Genomic DNA, 18,164 nt, shown 5'->3' with positions numbered 1-18,164 from the left:
GCCGCCGTCGGCCCACTGTCAGTTGGTCGGCCAGGGCACCTGGGGCGACCGGTAATAGCTGATGCCCAGGGCAGTCCAGCGCGGGCCCTGGGCGGCGAGCCGCACCTTGTAGGTGTCCCACTGGTGGGTGGCTGCCGGGGACCAGCCGATCTCGGCGATTCCCGGCAGTCGCGGGAAGGTCATGTAGTCGGAGTCCGCGCTGGTCACGATGGTCTCCGTCCACAGCGGCGCCTCCACACCGAGGACGGCGGAGGCGGGCGCGCCCTTGATGAAGGTGGCGGGGTCCCAGTTGTAGGAGTCCTTCACCTCGACGAGGCCGGCCCAGCTCAGGCCCAGGGAGGTGGAGGCGTTGTACTTCATGTCCAGGTAGGCGCGGTTGGCGGGCGAGAGGATCAGCCGCATTCCGGCCTTGGCCGCGTCCACGACCTCCTTCTCGTTGCCCTTCGTGCCCCAGTACTGGCCGATGGCCCCGGCGACCGGCTGTGCGCCCGCCAGCTGGTGCCAGCCGATCACGGTCTTGCCGTACTTGGTGACGATCGGCTGGATCCTGTCCATGATCGTCACGTAGTCGGCGTGGCTGGTGGAGTGCGCCTCGTCGCCGCCGATGTGCAGATACGGGCCCGGGGTGAGGGCGGCCAGCTCCCCCAGCACCTGGTCCGCGAACCGGTAGGTGACGTCCTTGGACACGCACAGCGAGCTGAAGCCGACCTTGATGCCCGTGTAGAGCGGCGGAGCGGTGCCGTTGCAGTTCAGTTCGGCGTAGGAGGCGAGTGCCGCGTTGGTGTGGCCGGGCATGTCGAGCTCGGGGACCACCGTCAGATAGCGACTCGCGGCGTAACGCACGATCTCGCGGTAGTCGTCCTTGGAGTACGAGCCGCCGGGTCCCCCTCCGACCTGTGTGCTGCCGCCATAGGAGGCCAGCCGGGGCCAGGAGTCGATCGCGATCCGCCATCCCTGGTCGTCCGAGAGATGCAGATGCAGCTGGTTGATCTTGTACAGGGCGAGCTGGTCGATGTACCGCTCGACCTGGGCGACGGAGAAGAAGTGCCGCGACACGTCCAGCATGCCGCCGCGATAGGCGTAGCGCGGCGCGTCGGTGATGGTGCCGCCCGGCACCTGCCAGGGGCCGCTCTGCACGGAGCGCTTCTCGACGGCGGCGGGGAGCAGCTGGCGCAGCGTCTGCACGCCGTGGAACAGCCCGGCGACCTCCTGTGCGCCGAGGGTCACCGACTGCGCGGAGACATCGAGCAGGTATCCCTCGGCACCGAGGGCCACACCCTTGTCGACACCCGCGGCGTCGCTGCTCGCCGAGCCACCCTTCGCCGCGTCACCCTTCGCCGCGTCGTTCTTCGCCGTACCGCTCTTCGCCGCGCTACCGCTCGCACCCCCGTTCACCACCCCCAGCTTGAGCACGATGCCGTCGCCGACCCCGTCGTCCGCGACGACCGGCAGCGGGTATCCGGTGGACGGCCGCAGCACGCCCGCGAGGTACTCGCCGATCTTCTGTACCGCGTCCGAGCTCCGGGGCACGTGGATGCGGGTGGCCGCGCCGATGACATAGGGAGTGCCGCCGGGCCGTACGGAGGCCGGGGCCGGGACGACCCGCCCCAGGGCGGTCGGCGAGGTGTCGGCCGAGTCGTCCGGAGTGGCCGGAGCGTCCGGGGCGGAGGAGCAGGCAGCGGCGGTGACCAGCAGCAACGAGCACAGGACCTGGGGCAGGAGATTCCGGACGCCGGGTCGTCTCACAGGGGGTTTCCCTTCAGCGGGCGGCGGAGAGTGCCGATGCCCCCTGGGTACCGTGCGCCCCCGGAACGGTCAAGGTGTAGACCAATTTCCCCACACTTTTGGCCCACCCCGACCCAACCCCTGCCCGAAATCGGGCAGGATTCTTGCAAATGGGCGATGATCACACCAGTATCTACGGATGCCCGAACGCCAGACGTCCTATGAGGACCTCGTCGACCACCTGGTCCGCACCACACCGCTGCACCGCGGTGAGGCGTCCCGGGTGGTCCAGGACGTGCTGGCGTACTTCGACGAGACGACGGAGCTGTTCGTCCGCCGCCGGCACCGCGAGCTCCAGGCCAAGGGCCTGGTCAACGCGGTGATCTTCGAGCGGATCACCGAGGAGCTGCCGTACCGCGCGGTGGCTCCGCCGGAGCTCTCCCTGCGGCAGCTGCGCCGCATCGTCTACGGCTGACAGACACACCCTGACATACCAGTACCACCCGGTGCCCCCGTGCGGGCGGGGCACCACCTACTGACATACGACGGAGAGGGACGACCATATGTGCGGGATCGTCGGATACATCGGTAAGCGCGACGTGGCTCCACTACTGCTGGAAGGCCTGCAGCGGCTGGAGTACCGGGGCTACGACTCGGCGGGCGTCGTCATCACCGGCAAGTCCGGGGTCCTCAAGACGGTCAAGGCCAAGGGCCGGGTCCGCGAGCTGGAAGCCCGTATCCCCAAGCGCTTCGCCGGCACCACCGGCATCGCCCACACCCGCTGGGCCACGCACGGCGCTCCGAACGACGAGAACGCGCACCCCCACCTTGACGCGGAGGGCAAAGTCGCCCTCGTCCACAACGGCATCATCGACAACGCCGACGACCTGCGCGCCAAACTGATCGCCGACGGCGTGGAGTTCACCTCCGAGACCGACTCCGAGGTCGTCGTGCACCTCATCGGCCGCTCGCAGGCCGACACCCTGGAGGCCAAGGTCCAGGAGGCGCTGCGCCGTATCGAGGGCACCTACGGCATCGCCGTCATGCACCAGGACTTCCCCGACCGCATCGTCGTCGCCCGCAACGGCTCGCCGGTCGTGCTCGGCATCGGCGACAAGGAGATGTTCGTCGCCTCGGACGTCGCCGCGCTGGTCAGCCACACCCGCCAGGTCGTCACCCTCGACGACGGCGAGATGGCCACCCTCAAGGCCGACGACTTCCGCACGTACACCACCGAGGGTTCCACCACCTCGGCCACGCCGACCACCGTGGAGTGGGAGGCCGAGTCGTACGACATGGGCGGCCACGACACGTACATGCACAAGGAGATCTCCGAGCAGCCCGACGCGGTGGACCGCGTGCTGCGCGGCCGCATCGACGACCGGTTCTCCACCGTGCACCTGGGCGGCCTGAACCTCGACCCGCGCGAGGCGCGGAGCGTCCGCCGGATCAAGATCCTCGGCTGCGGCACGTCGTACCACGCGGGCCAGATCGGCGCCCAGATGATCGAGGAGCTGGCCCGCATCCCCGCCGATGCCGAGCCGGCCTCCGAGTTCCGCTACCGCAACCCGGTCGTCGACCCCGACACCCTCTACATCGCGGTGTCCCAGTCCGGCGAGACCTACGACGTGCTCGCCGCCGTCCAGGAGCTCAAGCGCAAGGGTGCGCGGGTGCTGGGTGTGGTGAACGTCGTCGGCTCGGCGATCGCCCGCGAGACCGATGGCGGCGTGTACGTGCACGCGGGACCCGAGGTCTGCGTCGTCTCCACCAAGTGCTTCACCAACACCGTGGTCGCGTTCGCGCTGCTCGCGCTGCACCTGGGCCGCATCCGCGACCTGTCGGTCGCGGACGGCAAGCGGATCATCGCGGGGCTGCGGAAGCTGCCCGCTCAGATCGCGGAGATGCTGGAGGGCGAGGCGGAGATCGAGAAGCTGGCCGCCGAGTACGCGGGCGCCAAGTCGATGATGTTCATCGGCCGGGTGCGCGGCTATCCGGTGGCCCGTGAGGCCTCGTTGAAGCTCAAGGAGATCAGCTACATCCACGCGGAGGCGTACCCGGCCTCCGAGTTGAAGCACGGTCCGCTGGCGCTCATCGAGCCGGCGCTGCCGACGGTGGCGATCGTGCCGGACGATGATCTGCTGGACAAGAACCGGGCGGCACTGGAGGAGATCAAGGCGCGGAGCGGGCGGATTCTCGCGGTGGCGCACCAGGTGCAGGAGAAGGCGGACCACACCATCGTGGTGCCGAAGAACGAGGTCGAGCTCGACCCGATTCTGATGGGGATTCCGCTGCAGTTGTTCGCGTACCACACGGCCAAGGCGATGGGCCGGGACATCGACAAGCCGCGCAACCTGGCGAAGTCGGTCACTGTCGAGTAGGTCGCGGGTTGGTTGGTGGTTCCGGGGGCCGGGCCCTCCGGGGCGGGGCTTCGAAATCGACTGTTTAGGGCCTGGCGGCCCACAAATAGCTCGGCAGCATTTCGAAACCCCGCCCCTGCGGCCCCGGCCCCCTCACGTCCAAGCCACCGGGGGTGGGCGGGTCACGTGGGTGACGTGGCGTCCGCCGGTGGTGGGTGGGTCGGTGCATCAGGGGCGTGCGGGGCGCGAGCACGTGAGTGGCAGGGGCGTGCGTGAGCGCTCGCAGGTGGGGTGGGGCGCTGTGGGGACGCCTCTCGGTGGTTCTACGGGATGACGATGACCGGGCGCTGGGCTCGGCGGGCCAGGCGGCCTGCTACTGAGCCGAAGATGCGGCCGATGATGCCCTGGGTACCGCCCACGACGATGGCGTCGGCCTCGTACTCCCGGCCGACCTCCTCCAGTTCGTGGCAGATGTCGCCGCCGCGTTCGACCAGGATCCACGGGACCTCGGCGAGGTGGTCGGCGCAGGCGAGTTCCAGCCCCAGGACCTCGGTCCTGTGGTCCGGGACGTCGACGAAGACCGGTGGTTCGCAGCCGGCCCAGACCGTGGCCGGCAGGCGGTTGGCGACATGGACGATGATCAGCGCCGAGCCCAGTCTCCGGGCCATGCCGATCGAGTACGCGAGCGCCCGCTCGCTGGAAACCGAACCGTCGAAACCCACCACGACACCGTGCCGGAAGGCCGGGTCGCAGGACGAGCGCAGCTCGGGGGCCGCTTCGGGGAGCGCCGCCGATTCGGCGAGCGGCTTGCCTTCAGCGGGCTCAGGGAGCTCATAACCGGCCATGATGCGGTTTCTCGACAAGGGCGGCGTGGGGACGCCGACCGGCGGACAACGGCGGTGCTGCGGTCTTCACAGCGGCCTTCGCTGCGTCTTCGGTAATACCCTGACGGGGGCCGCGAGGCTGACCGGTTTCGGCCAGTTCGAGGCTTCCGATCCTGGTCACTCCAGAGTACGGCGGAGATGTATCCCTGCACAGACTCGTCAAGCTCTCGCAGGCATTACGTACCCGGAGTTTCCAGGAGAATGCCGGAGCCCGGCCGCGAGCGCAACGTCGCGCCGTCATCCGGCCGGACGAATCCGCGCGGCGGGAGCGACCGACCCGCGCGACCCGCCTCCAGAACGGCTCCAGGAGGAGTCGAGAGTGGCTCAGCCGCGGTGTGAAGCCCCCCGGAAGGTCCCCTGCCCGGCGTCGGGAGCACCCCAGACCTGCGGCGGACGCCCCACCGCACGAACGCCGCCCGCGCGCAAACCGAATTCTTCGCGGTACCGGCGTGAACAAGACATCCGCGCGGCAAGAGACCGGCAAATGGCCCGATAACGCCCCGACGACGCCGGCGGCCGTAAGGGGCGCACCGGGGCGGTTGGCTGGCCAGGGGGCGCACCACCCGGCGCCGGCCGGGGGTGCGCACAGGAGTGCCTACGTTTTTCAGCCAACTTCTGGCCGCAGTACCCCTGTTGGTAAAAGCGCTTGCTGACACGCCTGCCACCTGCAATGAAACGGCTCCAGGGGGCGCGAGGGGCGTCCCAGGCCACTGCGGGAGCCAGAGGCGTACTTCCCAGCAGGCTCGGTGAGTGGAACGCTTCGTGATCGAATGCTTCACGCCACGTGGTCAAGTCGACTTAGCGCCAGGTGGTGAAGTATTCACAACTGCCTCACCAGACACACCAAACACAGTAGATTTCGATCTTGGGAAATACGGCGGGGGAAACGTGCAGGACCGAGGGGCCGCGTCGATCGAGGGGGGCTTGAGCTCCATGATGAGCCAGGAGTCCAGGACCGGAACGACGATGGAGAACCTGTCGCCATCTGCCGGATCCTCAGTACCGTCAGCGTCGTCCCGCGCCACTCGCAAACTGTCGGCACGGCGGCGCGCCGAAGTCGTCGCCGTGCTGCTGTTCAGCGGCGGGCCGATCTTCGAAAGTTCCATCCCGCTCTCCGTGTTCGGCATCGACCGGCAGGACGCGGGCGTGCCCCGCTACCGGCTGCTGGTCTGCGCCGGCGAGGACGGACCACTTCGCACCACCGGGGGCCTGGAACTCAGCGCCCCGTACGGGCTCGAAGCGCTCTCACGGGCCGGCACCGTAGTGGTGCCCGCCTGGCGCTCGATCTCCCAACCACCGCCCCCCGAGGCCCTCGACGCGCTGCGCCGGGCCCACGAGGAGGGCGCCCGGATCATCGGCCTGTGCACAGGGGCGTTCGTACTGGCCGCCGCGGGGCTGCTGGACGGCCGCCCCGCGACCACCCACTGGATGTACGCGCCCACCTTGGCCAAGCGCTATCCCTCCGTTCATGTGGACCCCCGGGAGCTTTTCGTGGACGACGGCGACGTACTGACCTCTGCCGGCACCGCGGCCGGAATCGACCTCTGCCTGCATGTCGTCCGTACCGATCACGGCGCCGAGGCCGCGAACGCGCTCGCCCGGCGACTGGTCGTCCCGCCGCGCCGCAGTGACTGGCCTTCCAGCCAGCGCCACCTCGACAGGTCATTACCAGAAGAGATCGGGGGCGACCCGCTGGCCGAGGTCGTCGCCTGGGCGCTGGAGCACCTGCACGAGCAGTTCGACGTGGAGGCACTGGCGGCTCGCGCCTACATGAGCCGCAGGACCTTCGACCGGCGGTTCCGGTCGCTCACCGGCAGCGCCCCGCTGCAGTGGCTGATCACCCAGCGGGTACTGCAGGCACAGCGGCTGCTGGAGACGTCCGACTTCTCGGTGGACGAGGTGGCGGGCCGTTGCGGCTTCCGCTCCCCCGTCGCGCTGCGCGGGCACTTCCGCCGCCAGCTCGGGTCGTCGCCCGCCTCCTACCGGGCCGCGTACCGGGCCCGGCGCCCGCAGGACGACCCGGAGCGGCCACCTGCGCCGGCCGAGCACCTGCCGTCCCGCCGGGGCACCCCACCACAGCTCCTGACGGTGCCGGGCAAGCCCGACTCCGACGTGTACGCCCCACGGGTGCCCGAGCAGAGCCGCATGGACGGCTCCGAGGGCATCATCAGGGGGCGGCTGCGCGCGGAGCGCATCGCACGCGGCCGCAACCCGGCTATGCCTGGTCCACGCGATCGCCCCTTAGGGTGAGACCCATGAACGACCGCATGGTGTGGATCGACTGCGAGATGACCGGACTGTCCCTGGCCCACGACGCCCTCGTCGAGGTGGCGGCGCTGGTCACCGACTCCGAGCTGAACATTCTCGGCGAGGGGGTGGAGATCGTCATCCGCCCGCCCGCCGAGTCCCTGACGACCATGCCCGACGTCGTACGCGAGATGCACACCGCCTCCGGGCTCCTGGAGGAGCTCGACGGCGGTGTGACGCTCGAGGAGGCCGAGAAGCTGGTGCTCGACTACGTACGCGAGCACGTCTCGGAGCCGCGCAAGGCCCCGCTGTGCGGAAACTCGGTCAGCACCGACCGCGGCTTCCTCGCCCGGGACATGCCGGCCCTCGAACAGCACCTCCACTACCGGATCGTGGACGTCTCCTCCATCAAGGAGCTGTCCCGCCGGTGGTACCCCCGGGCGTACTTCAACAGCCCGGAGAAGAACGGCAACCACCGCGCCCTGGCCGACATCCGCGAGTCCATCGCGGAGCTGCGCTACTACCGCGAAGCCGTCTTCGTCCCGCAGCCGGGCCCGGACACCGACACCGCTCGGGCCATCGCGGCCAAGCACGTGCTGGGCGCCGAATAGCCTGAGGCGAGCACCCTCCCGGACCCTGTATGCTTCTTCAGGTCGGCGCCGAGAAGCGCCGGACATGGTGGGTGTAGCTCAGTTGGTAGAGCACCTGGTTGTGGTCCAGGTGGCCGCGGGTTCAAGTCCCGTCACTCACCCTGAAACGGTGAAGGCCCGGTCTGTGAAAACAGGCCGGGCCTTCGTCATGTCCCGGGTCTTCGGGGCGCGGTGGGGGCCCCGTCCCGCTGTGTCCGACGTCACACTTCTCGGTGAACGCCGCCCCCGTTCCGCTACGCCGAGTCCCGTCGCACCAGTTCCGTGGCGAGCACCACATGGCGCCGCACCGACGTGCGTTCCGCGATCTCCTCCAGGAGGACGCGGGCCATGGTGCGGCCCATCTCCTCGATGGGCTGGCGCACGCTCGTCAGGGCGGGGTCCATGTGGCGGGCGATGACGGAGTCGTCGAAGCCGACGAGCGCCACGTCGTCGGGGACCCGCCGGCCGGCCTCACGCAGCACCTGGAGCGCGCCGGAGGCCATGACGTCGGAGGCCGCGAAGACGGCGTCCACGTCGGGGCGCCGGGCGAGCAGCTCGCGCATCGCGCGCCGGCCGCCCTCCTCGGTGAAGTCGCCGCGGGCGACGAGCGACGCGTCGTCGCCCAGACCGGCCGCGTCGACGGCCTGGCGGTAGCCGTCGAGGCGGCAGCGGGCGACGTACATGTCGACGGGTCCTGTGATGGTGGCGACGGCGCGGCGGCCGCGGCCGAGCAGATAGCCGACGGCGGAGCGGGCGCCGCCCACGTTGTCCGAGTCCACGTAGGACACGGACTCCAGGTCGGAGCGGCGGCCGTTCAGGACGGCGGGCATGTCCAGCTGCTCCAACAGATCCGGCAGCGGGTCGTCCTCGTGCACGGACACCAGCAGGACGCCGTCGACCCGGTGGGCGCTGAGGTACTGGGCGAAGCGGGAGCGTTCCTTGGGGGTACGGATCAGCGTCAGCAGCAGCTGCATGTCGGTGTCGGCGAGCTCGGCGCCGACACCGCGGATGATGTCGGAGAAGTACGGCTCGGCGAAGAGCCTGGTCTCCGGTTCCGGGATGACGAGCGCGATGGCGTCCGTCCGGTTCCCGGCCAGCGCGCGGGCGGCGCGGTTGGGGACGTACCCCAGCTCGGCGATGGCGACCTCGACGGCGGTCTTGGCCCGGTCGCTCACCCGGGGGGACCCGTTGATGACCCGGGAGACCGTGCCGCGCCCCACTCCGGCGCGCGCGGCGACCTCTTCGAGCGTGGGCCGTCCGCTGTGCCGACCGTTCACGGTCACTTCCGCCTCCCGACATGACTGACGCGTCATCCTAGGCGCTCCGACGCGCCGTGCGTGAGAGCGCTCCCACGATCCCTCACGATAGCGGCCGCTCGGTGCCCGCTTTCGTTCAAGAAGTGATCGAAGGTCCGCTCCGGACACGTTCCGGCAACGAAATCGACTTCATACCTTGACACTTCCCCCTCCGAGGCAGGACTGTTCCGGCAAGCCTTCGTGGGAGCGCTCCCACACCTCGTCGTACACCCGAACGTCAGAACGAACGCCAGACCCACCCTGGACAAGGAGAGTGGAATGCGCACTTCCAGCGGCACTCGCGCCCGCAGGACCGCACTGATAGCGGTCGCGGGGCTCGCGACCTGCGCGACCCTTATCACCGGCTGCAGCAGCGACAGCGGCTCGGACACCGGGCAGAAGGGGAGCACCGGGACCGAGAACATCACCCTGCATGTCGGCGACTTCGGTTCGTTCGGCTACGACGACAAGACGGGCGCTGCCCTGTTCGCGGAGTACCACAAGCTGCACCCGAACATCACGATCGTCGAGGACAACGTCGCCGACGGCCAGAAGTACTGGGACGCGCTGAAGCTGCACCTGTCGCAGGGCAGCGGCCTGGCCGACGTCCAGGCGATCGAGGTCGGCTTCATCGCCGAGGCGACCGCCACGCTCGGGGACAAGTTCATCGACCTCGGCAAGGCCACCGGCGTCGACACCACCAAGTGGCTGGACTGGAAGGAGAAGCAGGCCACCACGAAGAGCGGCCAGGTGATCGGGCTCGGCACCGACGTCGGCCCGATGGCGGTCTGCTACCGCAAGGACCTGTTCCAGCAGGCCGGCCTGCCGACCGACCGCGAGGCCGTCGCCGCGCTGTGGGCCGGCGACTGGGCCAAGTACATCGCGACCGGGAAGCAGTTCAAGGCCAAGGCCCCGGCCGGGGTCTCCTTCACCGACTCCGCCAGCGGCGTCTTCAACGCGGTGGTCTCCAGCCAGGCGCAGCAGTACTCCGACGACCAGGGCAAGCTGATCTACGACACCAGCCCGGGTGTGAAGAAGGCCTGGGACCTGGCCGTGGAGGCGGCGCAGCAGGGCCTGAGCGGCAAGCTGCGGCAGTTCGACGACAAGGGCACCTGGAACGCGGCGTTCAAGAACTCGAAGTTCGCCACCATCGCCTGCCCGAGCTGGATGACCGGCATCATCAAGGAGCAGGCGGGCCCGGCCAATACGGCCAAGTGGGACATCGCCGCCGCCCCCGAGGCCGGCAACTGGGGCGGTGCGTTCCTGTCCGTTCCCAAGGCGGGCAAGCACACCGAGGAGGCGACCAAGCTCGCCGCCTGGCTGACCGCGGCCGAGCAGCAGGCGAAGGTGTTCGCCAAGAACGGCAACATCCCGTCCACCAAGGCCGGTCTCGACTCGCCCACCGTGACGGGTGCGACCAACCCGTACTTCGGCACGGCGCCGATCGGCAAGGTCTACACGGCGACCGCCAAGGGCGTCACACCGGCGCCGATCGGCCGCTACGACGGCCAGGTGAAGACGTACATCACCGACAACGGGATCCTCGACATCGAGCAGCACGGCACGTCCAAGGACAAGGCGTGGTCCAACGTGCAGGCGCTGGTCAAGGACAAGATCGACCAGTAGCCGGCGGGGCCGCCCGGCAGTGACCACTCCTGCCGGGCGGCCCGCCCCAATGACGCTGATCCGGTCGTGACCGTCAGTCCCGACCGTGACCGACCGACTGACCCGACCGGGAAGGACGCCACTCGTGGCCACCTCCGTCAGGGCGTCGGCCGACGGCAGTCCGCCGCCGGCCCGGCCCGTCCCCGCCTCCGCACCGCCGGGCACCCCCGGCACCCCCGCCGGCCCCTCCTGGCGCTCGCGGCTGTACCGCCTGGACCTCAAGGCGACGCCGTACGCGTACATCGCCCCCTTCTTCATCTGCTTCGCCGCCTTCGGGCTCTTCCCGCTGATCTACACGGGCTGGCTCTCGTTCCACCAGGTCGAACTGGGCGGCACCGCGCAGTGGCGCGGCTTCGACAACTACACCCGGCTGTGGGACAGCGAGTTCTTCTGGAACGCGCTGCGCAACACGTTCTCGCTGGGGGTGATCTCCACCGTCCCGCAGCTGCTGATGGCGCTGGGCCTGGCCCATCTCCTCAACTACAAGCTCCGGGCACGCGGGTTCTTCCGGGTCGCGGTCCTGGCCCCGTACGCGACGTCGATCGCGGCGGCCTCGCTCGTCTTCGTCCAGCTCTTCAATCCCGACTACGGGATGGTCAACCAGCTGCTCGGCCACTTCGGGGTGCACAACATCCAGTGGGAGGCCGACAAGTGGCCGTCCCAGATCGCCATTTCGACGATCGTCACCTGGCGGTGGACGGGGTACAACGCGCTGATCTACCTGGCCGCGATGCAGGCCGTGCCGGGCGATCTGTACGAGGCGGCCGCGCTCGACGGGGCGTCGCGCTGGCGGCAGTTCCTCAGCGTCACCATCCCGTCGATCCGCCCCACGATCCTGTTCACGATCATCGTCTCGACGATCGGGGCGACCCAGCTGTTCGGCGAACCGATGCTGTTCGGCGGCGGGTTGGGCGTCAGCGGCGGATCGGCGCACCAGTACCAGACGCTCAGCCTCTACATGTACGAGAAGGGCTGGCAGAACGGGGCGCTCGGACAGGCGTCGGCCGTCGCATGGGTGATGCTCCTCATCCTGCTGCTCGTGGGCGCCGTCCAACTGATCATCACGCGGGTCAACCGCAGGAAGCTGGGGGGCTGACCTCATGGCACACGCAGTCGCCGACCGGGCCGCGCACCGCTCCGGGAACGGTCCCGCCACTCCCCCGCGCAAACCACGGCGGTTCGCGGCCCGCGCCGGACGGCAGGACCACGCGGGGCCCGTCACGTACGCCGTCCTCGTGGTCGCCGCGCTGGTCTCGCTCTTCCCGCTGTACTGGACCGTTGTCGCGGCCTCCAGTACCGACACCCAGATCGTGCAGCCGCCGACCGAGCTGCTGCCCGGCAGCCATCTGATCGACAACCTGAAGATCGCCTGGGACCAGGTCCACATGGGCCAGGCGCTGATCAACTCCACGATCGTGGCGGGGTTTGTCTCGCTCAGCACGGTGCTCTTCGCCACGCTGGCCGGCTTCGCCTTCGCGAAGCTGCGCTTCCGGGGACGCAACGGCCTGCTGACCCTCGTCGTCGCGACGATGACGATCCCGCCGCAGCTCAGCGTGATCCCGCTCTACCAGATCATCACCGATCTGGGCTGGGTGGGCCGGCTGCAGTCGGTCATCCTGCCGTCGCTGGTGGCGGCGTTCGGGGTGTTCTTCATGCGGCAGTTCCTGGCCGAGGCGCTGCCGATCGAGCTGATCGAGGCGGCCCGGGTGGACGGGGCGCACAGCCTGCGGATCGTCTGGCACGTTGTGTTCCCGATCGCGCGGCCCGCCATGGCGGTACTGGGGATGCTGGTCTTCGTCCAGTCCTGGAACGACTTCTTCTGGCCGTTCATCGCGCTGAACCAACAGAACCCGACGGTGCAGGTGGCGCTGGCCGGGCTCGGGTCCGGTGACCACACCATCGACCACGCGGTCGTGCTCACCGGGGCGCTGATCGCGACCGTGCCGCTGCTGCTGGTCTTCGCGCTGCTCGGCAAACACATCGTGGGCGGCATCACCGCCGGCGCGGTCAAGAGCTGACCCCCCCGAAGGCCACCGCCCCCATCCGTCACGCTCACCTTGGGAGTGCCCCCGTATGACCGCTGTCCGTCCTGAGACCGCATCCACCGGTCTGCTCCGCTTCCCGCCCGGCTTCGTCTGGGGCGCGGCCACCGCCGCCTACCAGATCGAGGGCGCCGTGGCCGAAGACGGCCGCACCCCCTCCATCTGGGACACCTTCAGCCACACTCCCGGCCGGGTCCACAACGGCGACACCGGCGACATCGCGGCCGACCACTACCACCGGTTCCGCGACGATGTCGCCCTGATGTCCGACCTCGGCCTGGGCGCCTACCGCTTCTCCGTCTCCTGGTCACGGGTCCAGCCCACCGGCCGGGGGCCCGCCGTCCAGCGCGGGCTGGACTTCTACCGCGCGCTCGCCGACGAGCTGCTCGACAAGGGCATCACCCCGGTCGCGACCATCTACCACTGGGACCTGCCGCAGGATCTGGAGGAGGTCGGCGGCTGGACCGTACGCGACACCGCCGAGCGGTTCGCCGAGTACGCCGCGATCATGGCGGGCGCGCTCGGCGACCGCGTTCCGTACTGGACCACCCTCAACGAGCCGTGGTGCTCGGCGTTCCTGGGGTACGGATCGGGTGTGCACGCCCCCGGCCGTACCGAGCCGGACGCCGCACTGAAGGCCGCCCACCATCTCAATCTCGCCCATGGCCGGGCGATCGGGGTCCTGCGCTCCACACTCCCCGCCACCGCGCGGACCTCGATCACCCTCAATCTCCACCAGGTGCGCCCGCTCGACGAGTCGGCGGCGGCACTCGACGCCGCACGCCGGATCGACGCCGTCGGCAACCGGATCTTCACCGGGCCGATCCTGCGCGGCGAGTACCCCGCGGACCTGCTCGAGGACACCGCGCACCTCGTCGACTGGCAGGCGCTGGTGCGCGACGGGGACCTCGCCGAGATCTCCCGCCCCATCGACCTGCTGGGCATCAACTACTACACGCCCACCGTCGTCTCGGGTCCGCAGGCCGCGCCGGACGGGACACAGGCCGCCCGTTTCGACGGTCACGGCGCCAGCGCGCACTCCCCCTGGCCCGGCTCCGAGCAGGTCGCCTTCCATCTCCCGCCCGGCGAGACCACGGCGATGAGCTGGGCGGTCGACGCCAGCGGACTGTACGACCTGCTGCGGCGCACCGCCGAGGAGAACCCCGGTCTGCCGCTGATGGTCACCGAGAACGGCGCGGCCTTCGACGACTACGTCTCCCCCGAAGGGGCGGTGAACGACCCGCGGCGGATCGACTTCCTGCGCGGCCATCTCGCGGCCGTGCACCGGGCGATGGCCGACGGCGCCGATGTCCGCGGCTACTTCCTGTGGTCGCTGATGGACAACTTCGAGTGGTCCTACGGCTACAGCAAGCGGTTCGGGGCCGTGTACGTCGACTACGCCACCCAGACCCGGATCCCGAAGTCCAGCGCCCACTGGTACGCCCAGGTCGCGCGCACGGGTGAGATCGCGGAGCCTGACGCTCCGTAAGGGACGTGGCGTGGTGCGATGGTTCGGGGGTGCTGTCGCACCGCTCCACAGCACGGCGGCCCACCGGCGGGGAATCCCCGCCGGTGGGCCGCCGTCGTGCGATCAGCCGAAGGCGCCGAACGCCTTGGTGAAGGCGAGGTCGCTCTGGGCGATCGAGCTGCAGCTCGCGTCGGCGAAGTTCTTCGCACCGCCGGGGCACTGCTTGTCACGGGTCGAGGACCACATCGACAACCAGCCCAGGCCCTTGGACTTGGCGAAGTTCACCAACTGGGTCGCGTCGTCCACCTTGAAGATCTCGGTGTTGACGTCGTTGACCCCGAGCATCGGGGTGACCGCCACTGCCTTCCAGGCGGCCGCGTCCGACAGCCCGAGCACGCTCTTGACCTGTGCCTGCGTCGCCGTGGCGCCGTCGATCGCGTACTGGCCCATGTCGCCGCTGAACGCGGGTCCGTAATCCATCGCCATGATGTTGACGGTCGAGATCTTCACGCCGTTCTTCTTGGCGTCGGCCAGCAGGTTGATGCCGTCCTGCGTCAGGCCGGTCGGCATCGCGGGGAGGGTGTAGGAGACGTCCAGCCCGCTGTGGCTCTTCTGGAGCGCGGCGATGGCCTGCGCGCGGCGGCTGTTGGACGCGGTGTCCGGGAGCGCGCCGCCCTCGATGTCGAAGTCGACCTTCGTCAGCTTGAACTGGTCGACGGCCTTGCCGTACGCGGCCGTCAGATCGGCGACCGAGGTGCAGGCCGTGCCCAGCTCGGAGCCGGACGCCCCGCCGAACGAGACGCGGACATCGCCGCCCATCGCCCGCAGCGCGCCTATCCGGCCGGCCACCGAGTCGGCGCCGAGCTCCGTCACACCGCCCCACTTGGGGGTGCAGCCGCCGCCGGAGGTGATGAAGGCGAGGTTGTACTGCTTGACGCCGGTGCTCTTCGCGGAGCCGACCATGTCGTAGGCCGGGTAGAGCGAGGTGTCGATGTACGGCGAGAAGCCCGCGCCGGTGACCGGGGTACCACCGGTGTTGGTGGGGGTGGGGGTCGGCGTGCTGGACTTGGTCGGCGTCGGCGTCGGTGACGCGGTCTTCGTCGGGGACGGCGAGGCGGTCGGGGTCACGGTCGGGCGGCCGCTGGGGGTGGCGGTCGGGCCGGAGTCCACCGAACACTTGGCGTTGTTGATCAGGCAGTTGACCGGGTCGGCGGCCGTGCCGCCGGACGCCGCCACGAATCCGACGTCGACCTTCGCGCCGGGCGCGATGGTGGCGTTCCAGCCCTCCGGCTTCACGGTGATGTGCTGACCGCTCGCGGTGGACTTGCCGTTCCACAGCGAGCTGAGCGTGGTGCCGGCCGGCAGGTCGAACGACAGGGTCCAGTCCGACAGCGCCTTGTCCGACGAGTTGGTGATCTCGTACTGCCCGGTGTAGCCACCGGTCCAGCCGCTCGTCTTGGTGTAGGCGGCGCCGACCGGGGCGGCACTCGCTGACCCGGCCAACGCGAAGGCGCCTCCCGCCACGACACCGGCGGCGACGAGGCCACCGATCGCTTTGGTCTTGAACCCGGGTCGACGGCGATGCGTGCTGGCCATACCGGCCTGCCTTTCGTGGGGGGCGGGGTGCGGCACGACGCTAGCGCGGGCGGAACGGACAAAAGCCCTGACCACAGTGGGGGTTGAGGTTCTTTATGGCGCCCTTAAGGACGGCATCGGAGCGCGTTAAAGGTTCAGACCACTGGCGCTGGGCTTCTGCCCCGGTCTGCGACGGCGCCGTGCCACACGGTGACCTCGGCCGGGGTCGCCGGAGCCGGGGCGCAGCGCCAGCCAGACCCGGACCTCGGTGCCGCCGAGCACGGAGTGGCCGATGGCGATGTCGCCACCGGTGGACTCGGCGACCCGGCGCACGATGTCCAGACCCAGGCCCGTCGAGCCCGGTCCTCCGTCGCCCTGGCCGCGGCGCAGCGCGGCCGCGGGGTCCCTGATCCCGGTACCGGCGTCGGAGACCAGCACGATCACCGCATCCTCGCCGTTGTGCACGTCAACGGCGAAGGCGGTGCCCTCCGGGGTGTGCCGGAAGACGTTGCCGAGCATGGCGTCGAGCGCGGCCGCCAGCTCGCCGCGGGCCACCGGCACCCGGACCGGCCGGTCCACGCCCGCCGTGCGCGCCTCGCGCCCCTGGTCCTCGGCGAGGGCGGACCAGAACGCCATCCGCTCGCGGATCACCTCGGCCGCGTCGCACCCGGCCACGACCGGTGCGGTGATCTGCTGCTCGCGCGCGGTGCGGATGATCGTGTCGACCTCGCGCTCCAACTGCGCGACGGCCTCGCGGGTCTGCTCGGCGACGGGTCCGTTCCCGAGCGAGGCGGCGTTGAGCCGGAGCACGGTGAGCGGGGTGCGCAGCCGGTGCGAGAGGTCGGCGGCCAGTTCGCGTTCGTTGGCGAGCAGTTGGACGACCTGGTCGGCCATGGCGTTGAACGCGACGGCCACCGAGCGCAGTTCGGAGGGCCCGGCCTCCGAGACCCGGACGCCGAGGTCGCCGCGGCCGAGCGCGTTCGCCGCGTTCGCCAGCCGGCCCGCGGGCCGCACCATCCGGGTGCCGAGCCGGTCGGCGATGGCCACCGAGCCGACGATCAGGCCGATACCGACCGCCGCCAGCACGATCCACGCGGTGGCGACGCCCCGGGTGATGTCGCTGTCCGGGACGAAGACCTCGACGACCGCGACCGTGCCCGAGCTGACCGCGTTCGGCTGCAGCAGCGCGTACCCGCCGCCGACCGGGACGGTGGAGGCCCGGCCGCGGCTGGACGCGGCGTCCATGGCGGCGTCGGAGGAGCGGTGCCTGCCGATCTCGACCGGGGCGGTGCCGGGGGTCGCCGGCACATGCAGCGCCATCCGGCCGTCCGCGCCCGCCTGGGTGGAGGCGAGCGCCCGTTCCAGCTGAACGCGGTCGGTGGTGATGGCCAGCGCGGGGCCGATCGCGGCCGCCTGGCGTTCGGCGTTGGAGAACGCCCGGTCCCGGGCCAGCTCCTTCACCACCAGTCCCAGCGGTACGGCGAACGCCACGACGACCATCGCCGTCACCGCCAGGCACACCTTGACGAGCAGCCATCTCATGCCGGTGGCTCCAGCTTCACCCCGACGCCGCGCAGGGTGTGCAGATACCGCGGCCGGGCGGCCGTTTCGCCCAGTTTGCGGCGGAGCCAGGACAGATGGACGTCGATGGTCTGGTCGTCACCGTACGACTGCTGCCACACCTCGGCCAGCAGTTCCTTGCGCGCCACGACGACGCCGGGGCGCGACGCGAGGAAGGCCAGCAGGTCGAACTCACGGCGGGTCAGGTCCAGCGTCACCCCGTCGAGCTCCGCCTGCCGCCTGCGCACGTCGATCCGCAGCCCGCCGACGGCGAGCCGCGCGGTCTCGTCGGGCGCGGCCTCGCGGCCCCGCGCCCGGCGCAGTACGGCGGCCATCCGGGCGGAGAGATGCTCGACCGAGAACGGCTTGACGAGGTAGTCGTCGGCGCCCGCGTTGAGCAGCCTGACCACCTCCGCCTCGTCGTCACGGGCGGTGGCGATGATCACCGGGACATCGGTGATCCCGCGCAGCATCTTCAGCGCCTCCGACCCGTCCAGATCCGGGAGGCCGAGATCCAGGATCACGACATCGAAACCGACCTGCGCCACCTCGCGCAGCGCCTCAAGAGCCGTGCCCACACTGCGTACGGTGTGGGCCGCCTCAGTGAGGTGCCGGATGAGGGCGGAGCGCACGAACTGGTCGTCCTCGACCACGAGCACACTTGCCATGGCCCGCACGGTAGCCCATTCGGGGGACGCGGTACCGCTCCGTCCGTTT

At 70.1% G+C, this 18,164-nt stretch carries 14 protein-coding genes and 1 tRNA gene; 9 read left to right on the top strand and 6 right to left on the bottom strand.

Translation table 11 applies throughout. From position 1 onward, the window contains the following. Positions 1-18 precede the first annotated feature (18 nt). Entirely contained in the window at positions 19-1,746 is a 1,728-nt protein-coding gene (locus AC07DC_RS12350; RefSeq protein ID WP_478914315.1) for a beta-N-acetylhexosaminidase, read from the bottom strand. A gap of 178 nt (positions 1,747-1,924) precedes the next feature. On the opposite strand from AC07DC_RS12350, the gene AC07DC_RS12345 reads away from it, so the two are divergent. Both AC07DC_RS12345 and glmS read left to right on the top strand, forming a co-directional pair. Then, the gene (locus AC07DC_RS12345) at positions 1,925-2,200 is read left to right on the top strand and encodes a hypothetical protein (protein ID WP_478914314.1); all 276 of its coding nucleotides are present in this window, start codon (positions 1,925-1,927) and stop codon (positions 2,198-2,200) included. 88 nt (positions 2,201-2,288) lie between these two features. Beyond that, positions 2,289-4,103, top strand: coding sequence for a glutamine--fructose-6-phosphate transaminase (isomerizing) (gene glmS, locus AC07DC_RS12340; RefSeq protein ID WP_478914313.1), 1,815 nt, complete (start codon positions 2,289-2,291; stop codon positions 4,101-4,103). Between the two features lie 302 nt (positions 4,104-4,405). On the opposite strand, the gene AC07DC_RS12335 is transcribed toward glmS, so the two are convergent. Next, positions 4,406-4,927, bottom strand: a complete 522-nt coding sequence (locus AC07DC_RS12335) for a universal stress protein (protein ID WP_138355048.1) — start codon at positions 4,925-4,927, stop codon at positions 4,406-4,408. Between the two features lie 1,005 nt (positions 4,928-5,932). Between AC07DC_RS12335 and AC07DC_RS12330 the strand changes: the two genes are divergently transcribed. The 3 genes from AC07DC_RS12330 to AC07DC_RS12320 all read left to right on the top strand — a co-directional run bounded on the left by AC07DC_RS12330 (position 5,933) and on the right by AC07DC_RS12320 (position 7,964). Further along, the gene (locus AC07DC_RS12330) at positions 5,933-7,216 is read left to right on the top strand and encodes a helix-turn-helix domain-containing protein (RefSeq protein ID WP_478914623.1); all 1,284 of its coding nucleotides are present in this window, start codon (positions 5,933-5,935) and stop codon (positions 7,214-7,216) included. 5 nt (positions 7,217-7,221) lie between these two features. Continuing rightward, entirely contained in the window at positions 7,222-7,824 is a 603-nt protein-coding gene (gene orn / locus AC07DC_RS12325) for an oligoribonuclease (protein WP_478914312.1), read from the top strand. A gap of 67 nt (positions 7,825-7,891) precedes the next feature. Beyond that, positions 7,892-7,964 (top strand) — tRNA-His (locus AC07DC_RS12320). A 132-nt stretch (positions 7,965-8,096) separates the two neighbouring features. Here AC07DC_RS12320 and AC07DC_RS12315 read toward each other — a convergent pair. Beyond that, positions 8,097-9,155: a LacI family DNA-binding transcriptional regulator gene (locus tag AC07DC_RS12315; protein ID WP_478914311.1), complete on the bottom strand. Its 1,059-nt coding sequence runs from the start codon at positions 9,153-9,155 to the stop codon at positions 8,097-8,099. A 261-nt stretch (positions 9,156-9,416) separates the two neighbouring features. Between AC07DC_RS12315 and AC07DC_RS12310 the strand changes: the two genes are divergently transcribed. The 4 genes from AC07DC_RS12310 to AC07DC_RS12295 all read left to right on the top strand — a co-directional run bounded on the left by AC07DC_RS12310 (position 9,417) and on the right by AC07DC_RS12295 (position 14,333). Then, on the top strand, positions 9,417-10,763 hold the full coding sequence (locus AC07DC_RS12310; RefSeq protein ID WP_478914310.1) for an ABC transporter substrate-binding protein: 1,347 nt from the start codon (positions 9,417-9,419) through the stop codon (positions 10,761-10,763). Positions 10,764-10,887: 124 nt separating this feature from the next. Then, positions 10,888-11,898 (top strand): carbohydrate ABC transporter permease, encoded by a 1,011-nt coding sequence (locus AC07DC_RS12305; RefSeq protein WP_478914309.1) that lies wholly within the window; start codon positions 10,888-10,890, stop codon positions 11,896-11,898. A gap of 4 nt (positions 11,899-11,902) precedes the next feature. After that, positions 11,903-12,820, top strand: coding sequence for a carbohydrate ABC transporter permease (locus AC07DC_RS12300; RefSeq protein ID WP_478914308.1), 918 nt, complete (start codon positions 11,903-11,905; stop codon positions 12,818-12,820). A 55-nt stretch (positions 12,821-12,875) separates the two neighbouring features. Next, positions 12,876-14,333, top strand: coding sequence for a GH1 family beta-glucosidase (locus tag AC07DC_RS12295; protein ID WP_478914307.1), 1,458 nt, complete (start codon positions 12,876-12,878; stop codon positions 14,331-14,333). 102 nt (positions 14,334-14,435) lie between these two features. Here AC07DC_RS12295 and AC07DC_RS12290 read toward each other — a convergent pair whose 3' ends face one another. The 3 genes from AC07DC_RS12290 to AC07DC_RS12280 all read right to left on the bottom strand — a co-directional run bounded on the left by AC07DC_RS12290 (position 14,436) and on the right by AC07DC_RS12280 (position 18,115). Continuing rightward, positions 14,436-15,908 (bottom strand): cellulose binding domain-containing protein, encoded by a 1,473-nt coding sequence (locus AC07DC_RS12290; protein ID WP_478914306.1) that lies wholly within the window; start codon positions 15,906-15,908, stop codon positions 14,436-14,438. A 126-nt stretch (positions 15,909-16,034) separates the two neighbouring features. Beyond that, positions 16,035-17,429 (bottom strand): sensor histidine kinase, encoded by a 1,395-nt coding sequence (locus AC07DC_RS12285; protein WP_478914305.1) that lies wholly within the window; start codon positions 17,427-17,429, stop codon positions 16,035-16,037. Next, complete coding sequence (locus tag AC07DC_RS12280) at positions 17,426-18,115, bottom strand: response regulator transcription factor (RefSeq protein ID WP_164295417.1); 690 nt, start codon at positions 18,113-18,115, stop codon at positions 17,426-17,428. Before AC07DC_RS12280 ends, AC07DC_RS12285 begins: the two co-directional genes overlap by 4 nt. Between the last annotated feature and the right edge of the window lie 49 nt (positions 18,116-18,164).

The organism is Streptomyces sp. NPDC045021 (genome assembly GCF_056432645.1).
This window is presented reverse-complemented; position numbering and strand designations above follow the sequence as displayed.

What these genes read in the sequence shown, in the direction of transcription:
- AC07DC_RS12290 (WP_478914306.1), bottom strand. Translation starts at nt 15,908, where the DNA reads ATGGCCAGCACGCATCGCCGTCGACCCGGGTTCAAGACCAAAGCGATC.
- AC07DC_RS12335 (WP_138355048.1), bottom strand. Translation starts at nt 4,927, where the DNA reads ATGGCCGGTTATGAGCTCCCTGAGCCCGCTGAAGGCAAGCCGCTCGCC.
- AC07DC_RS12315 (WP_478914311.1), bottom strand. Translation starts at nt 9,155, where the DNA reads ATGACGCGTCAGTCATGTCGGGAGGCGGAAGTGACCGTGAACGGTCGG.
- AC07DC_RS12285 (WP_478914305.1), bottom strand. Translation starts at nt 17,429, where the DNA reads ATGAGATGGCTGCTCGTCAAGGTGTGCCTGGCGGTGACGGCGATGGTC.
- glmS (WP_478914313.1), top strand. Translation starts at nt 2,289, where the DNA reads ATGTGCGGGATCGTCGGATACATCGGTAAGCGCGACGTGGCTCCACTA.
- AC07DC_RS12345 (WP_478914314.1), top strand. Translation starts at nt 1,925, where the DNA reads ATGCCCGAACGCCAGACGTCCTATGAGGACCTCGTCGACCACCTGGTC.
- AC07DC_RS12310 (WP_478914310.1), top strand. Translation starts at nt 9,417, where the DNA reads ATGCGCACTTCCAGCGGCACTCGCGCCCGCAGGACCGCACTGATAGCG.
- AC07DC_RS12300 (WP_478914308.1), top strand. Translation starts at nt 11,903, where the DNA reads ATGGCACACGCAGTCGCCGACCGGGCCGCGCACCGCTCCGGGAACGGT.
- AC07DC_RS12330 (WP_478914623.1), top strand. Translation starts at nt 5,933, where the DNA reads ATGGAGAACCTGTCGCCATCTGCCGGATCCTCAGTACCGTCAGCGTCG.
- AC07DC_RS12280 (WP_164295417.1), bottom strand. Translation starts at nt 18,115, where the DNA reads ATGGCAAGTGTGCTCGTGGTCGAGGACGACCAGTTCGTGCGCTCCGCC.
- AC07DC_RS12295 (WP_478914307.1), top strand. Translation starts at nt 12,876, where the DNA reads ATGACCGCTGTCCGTCCTGAGACCGCATCCACCGGTCTGCTCCGCTTC.
- orn (WP_478914312.1), top strand. Translation starts at nt 7,222, where the DNA reads ATGAACGACCGCATGGTGTGGATCGACTGCGAGATGACCGGACTGTCC.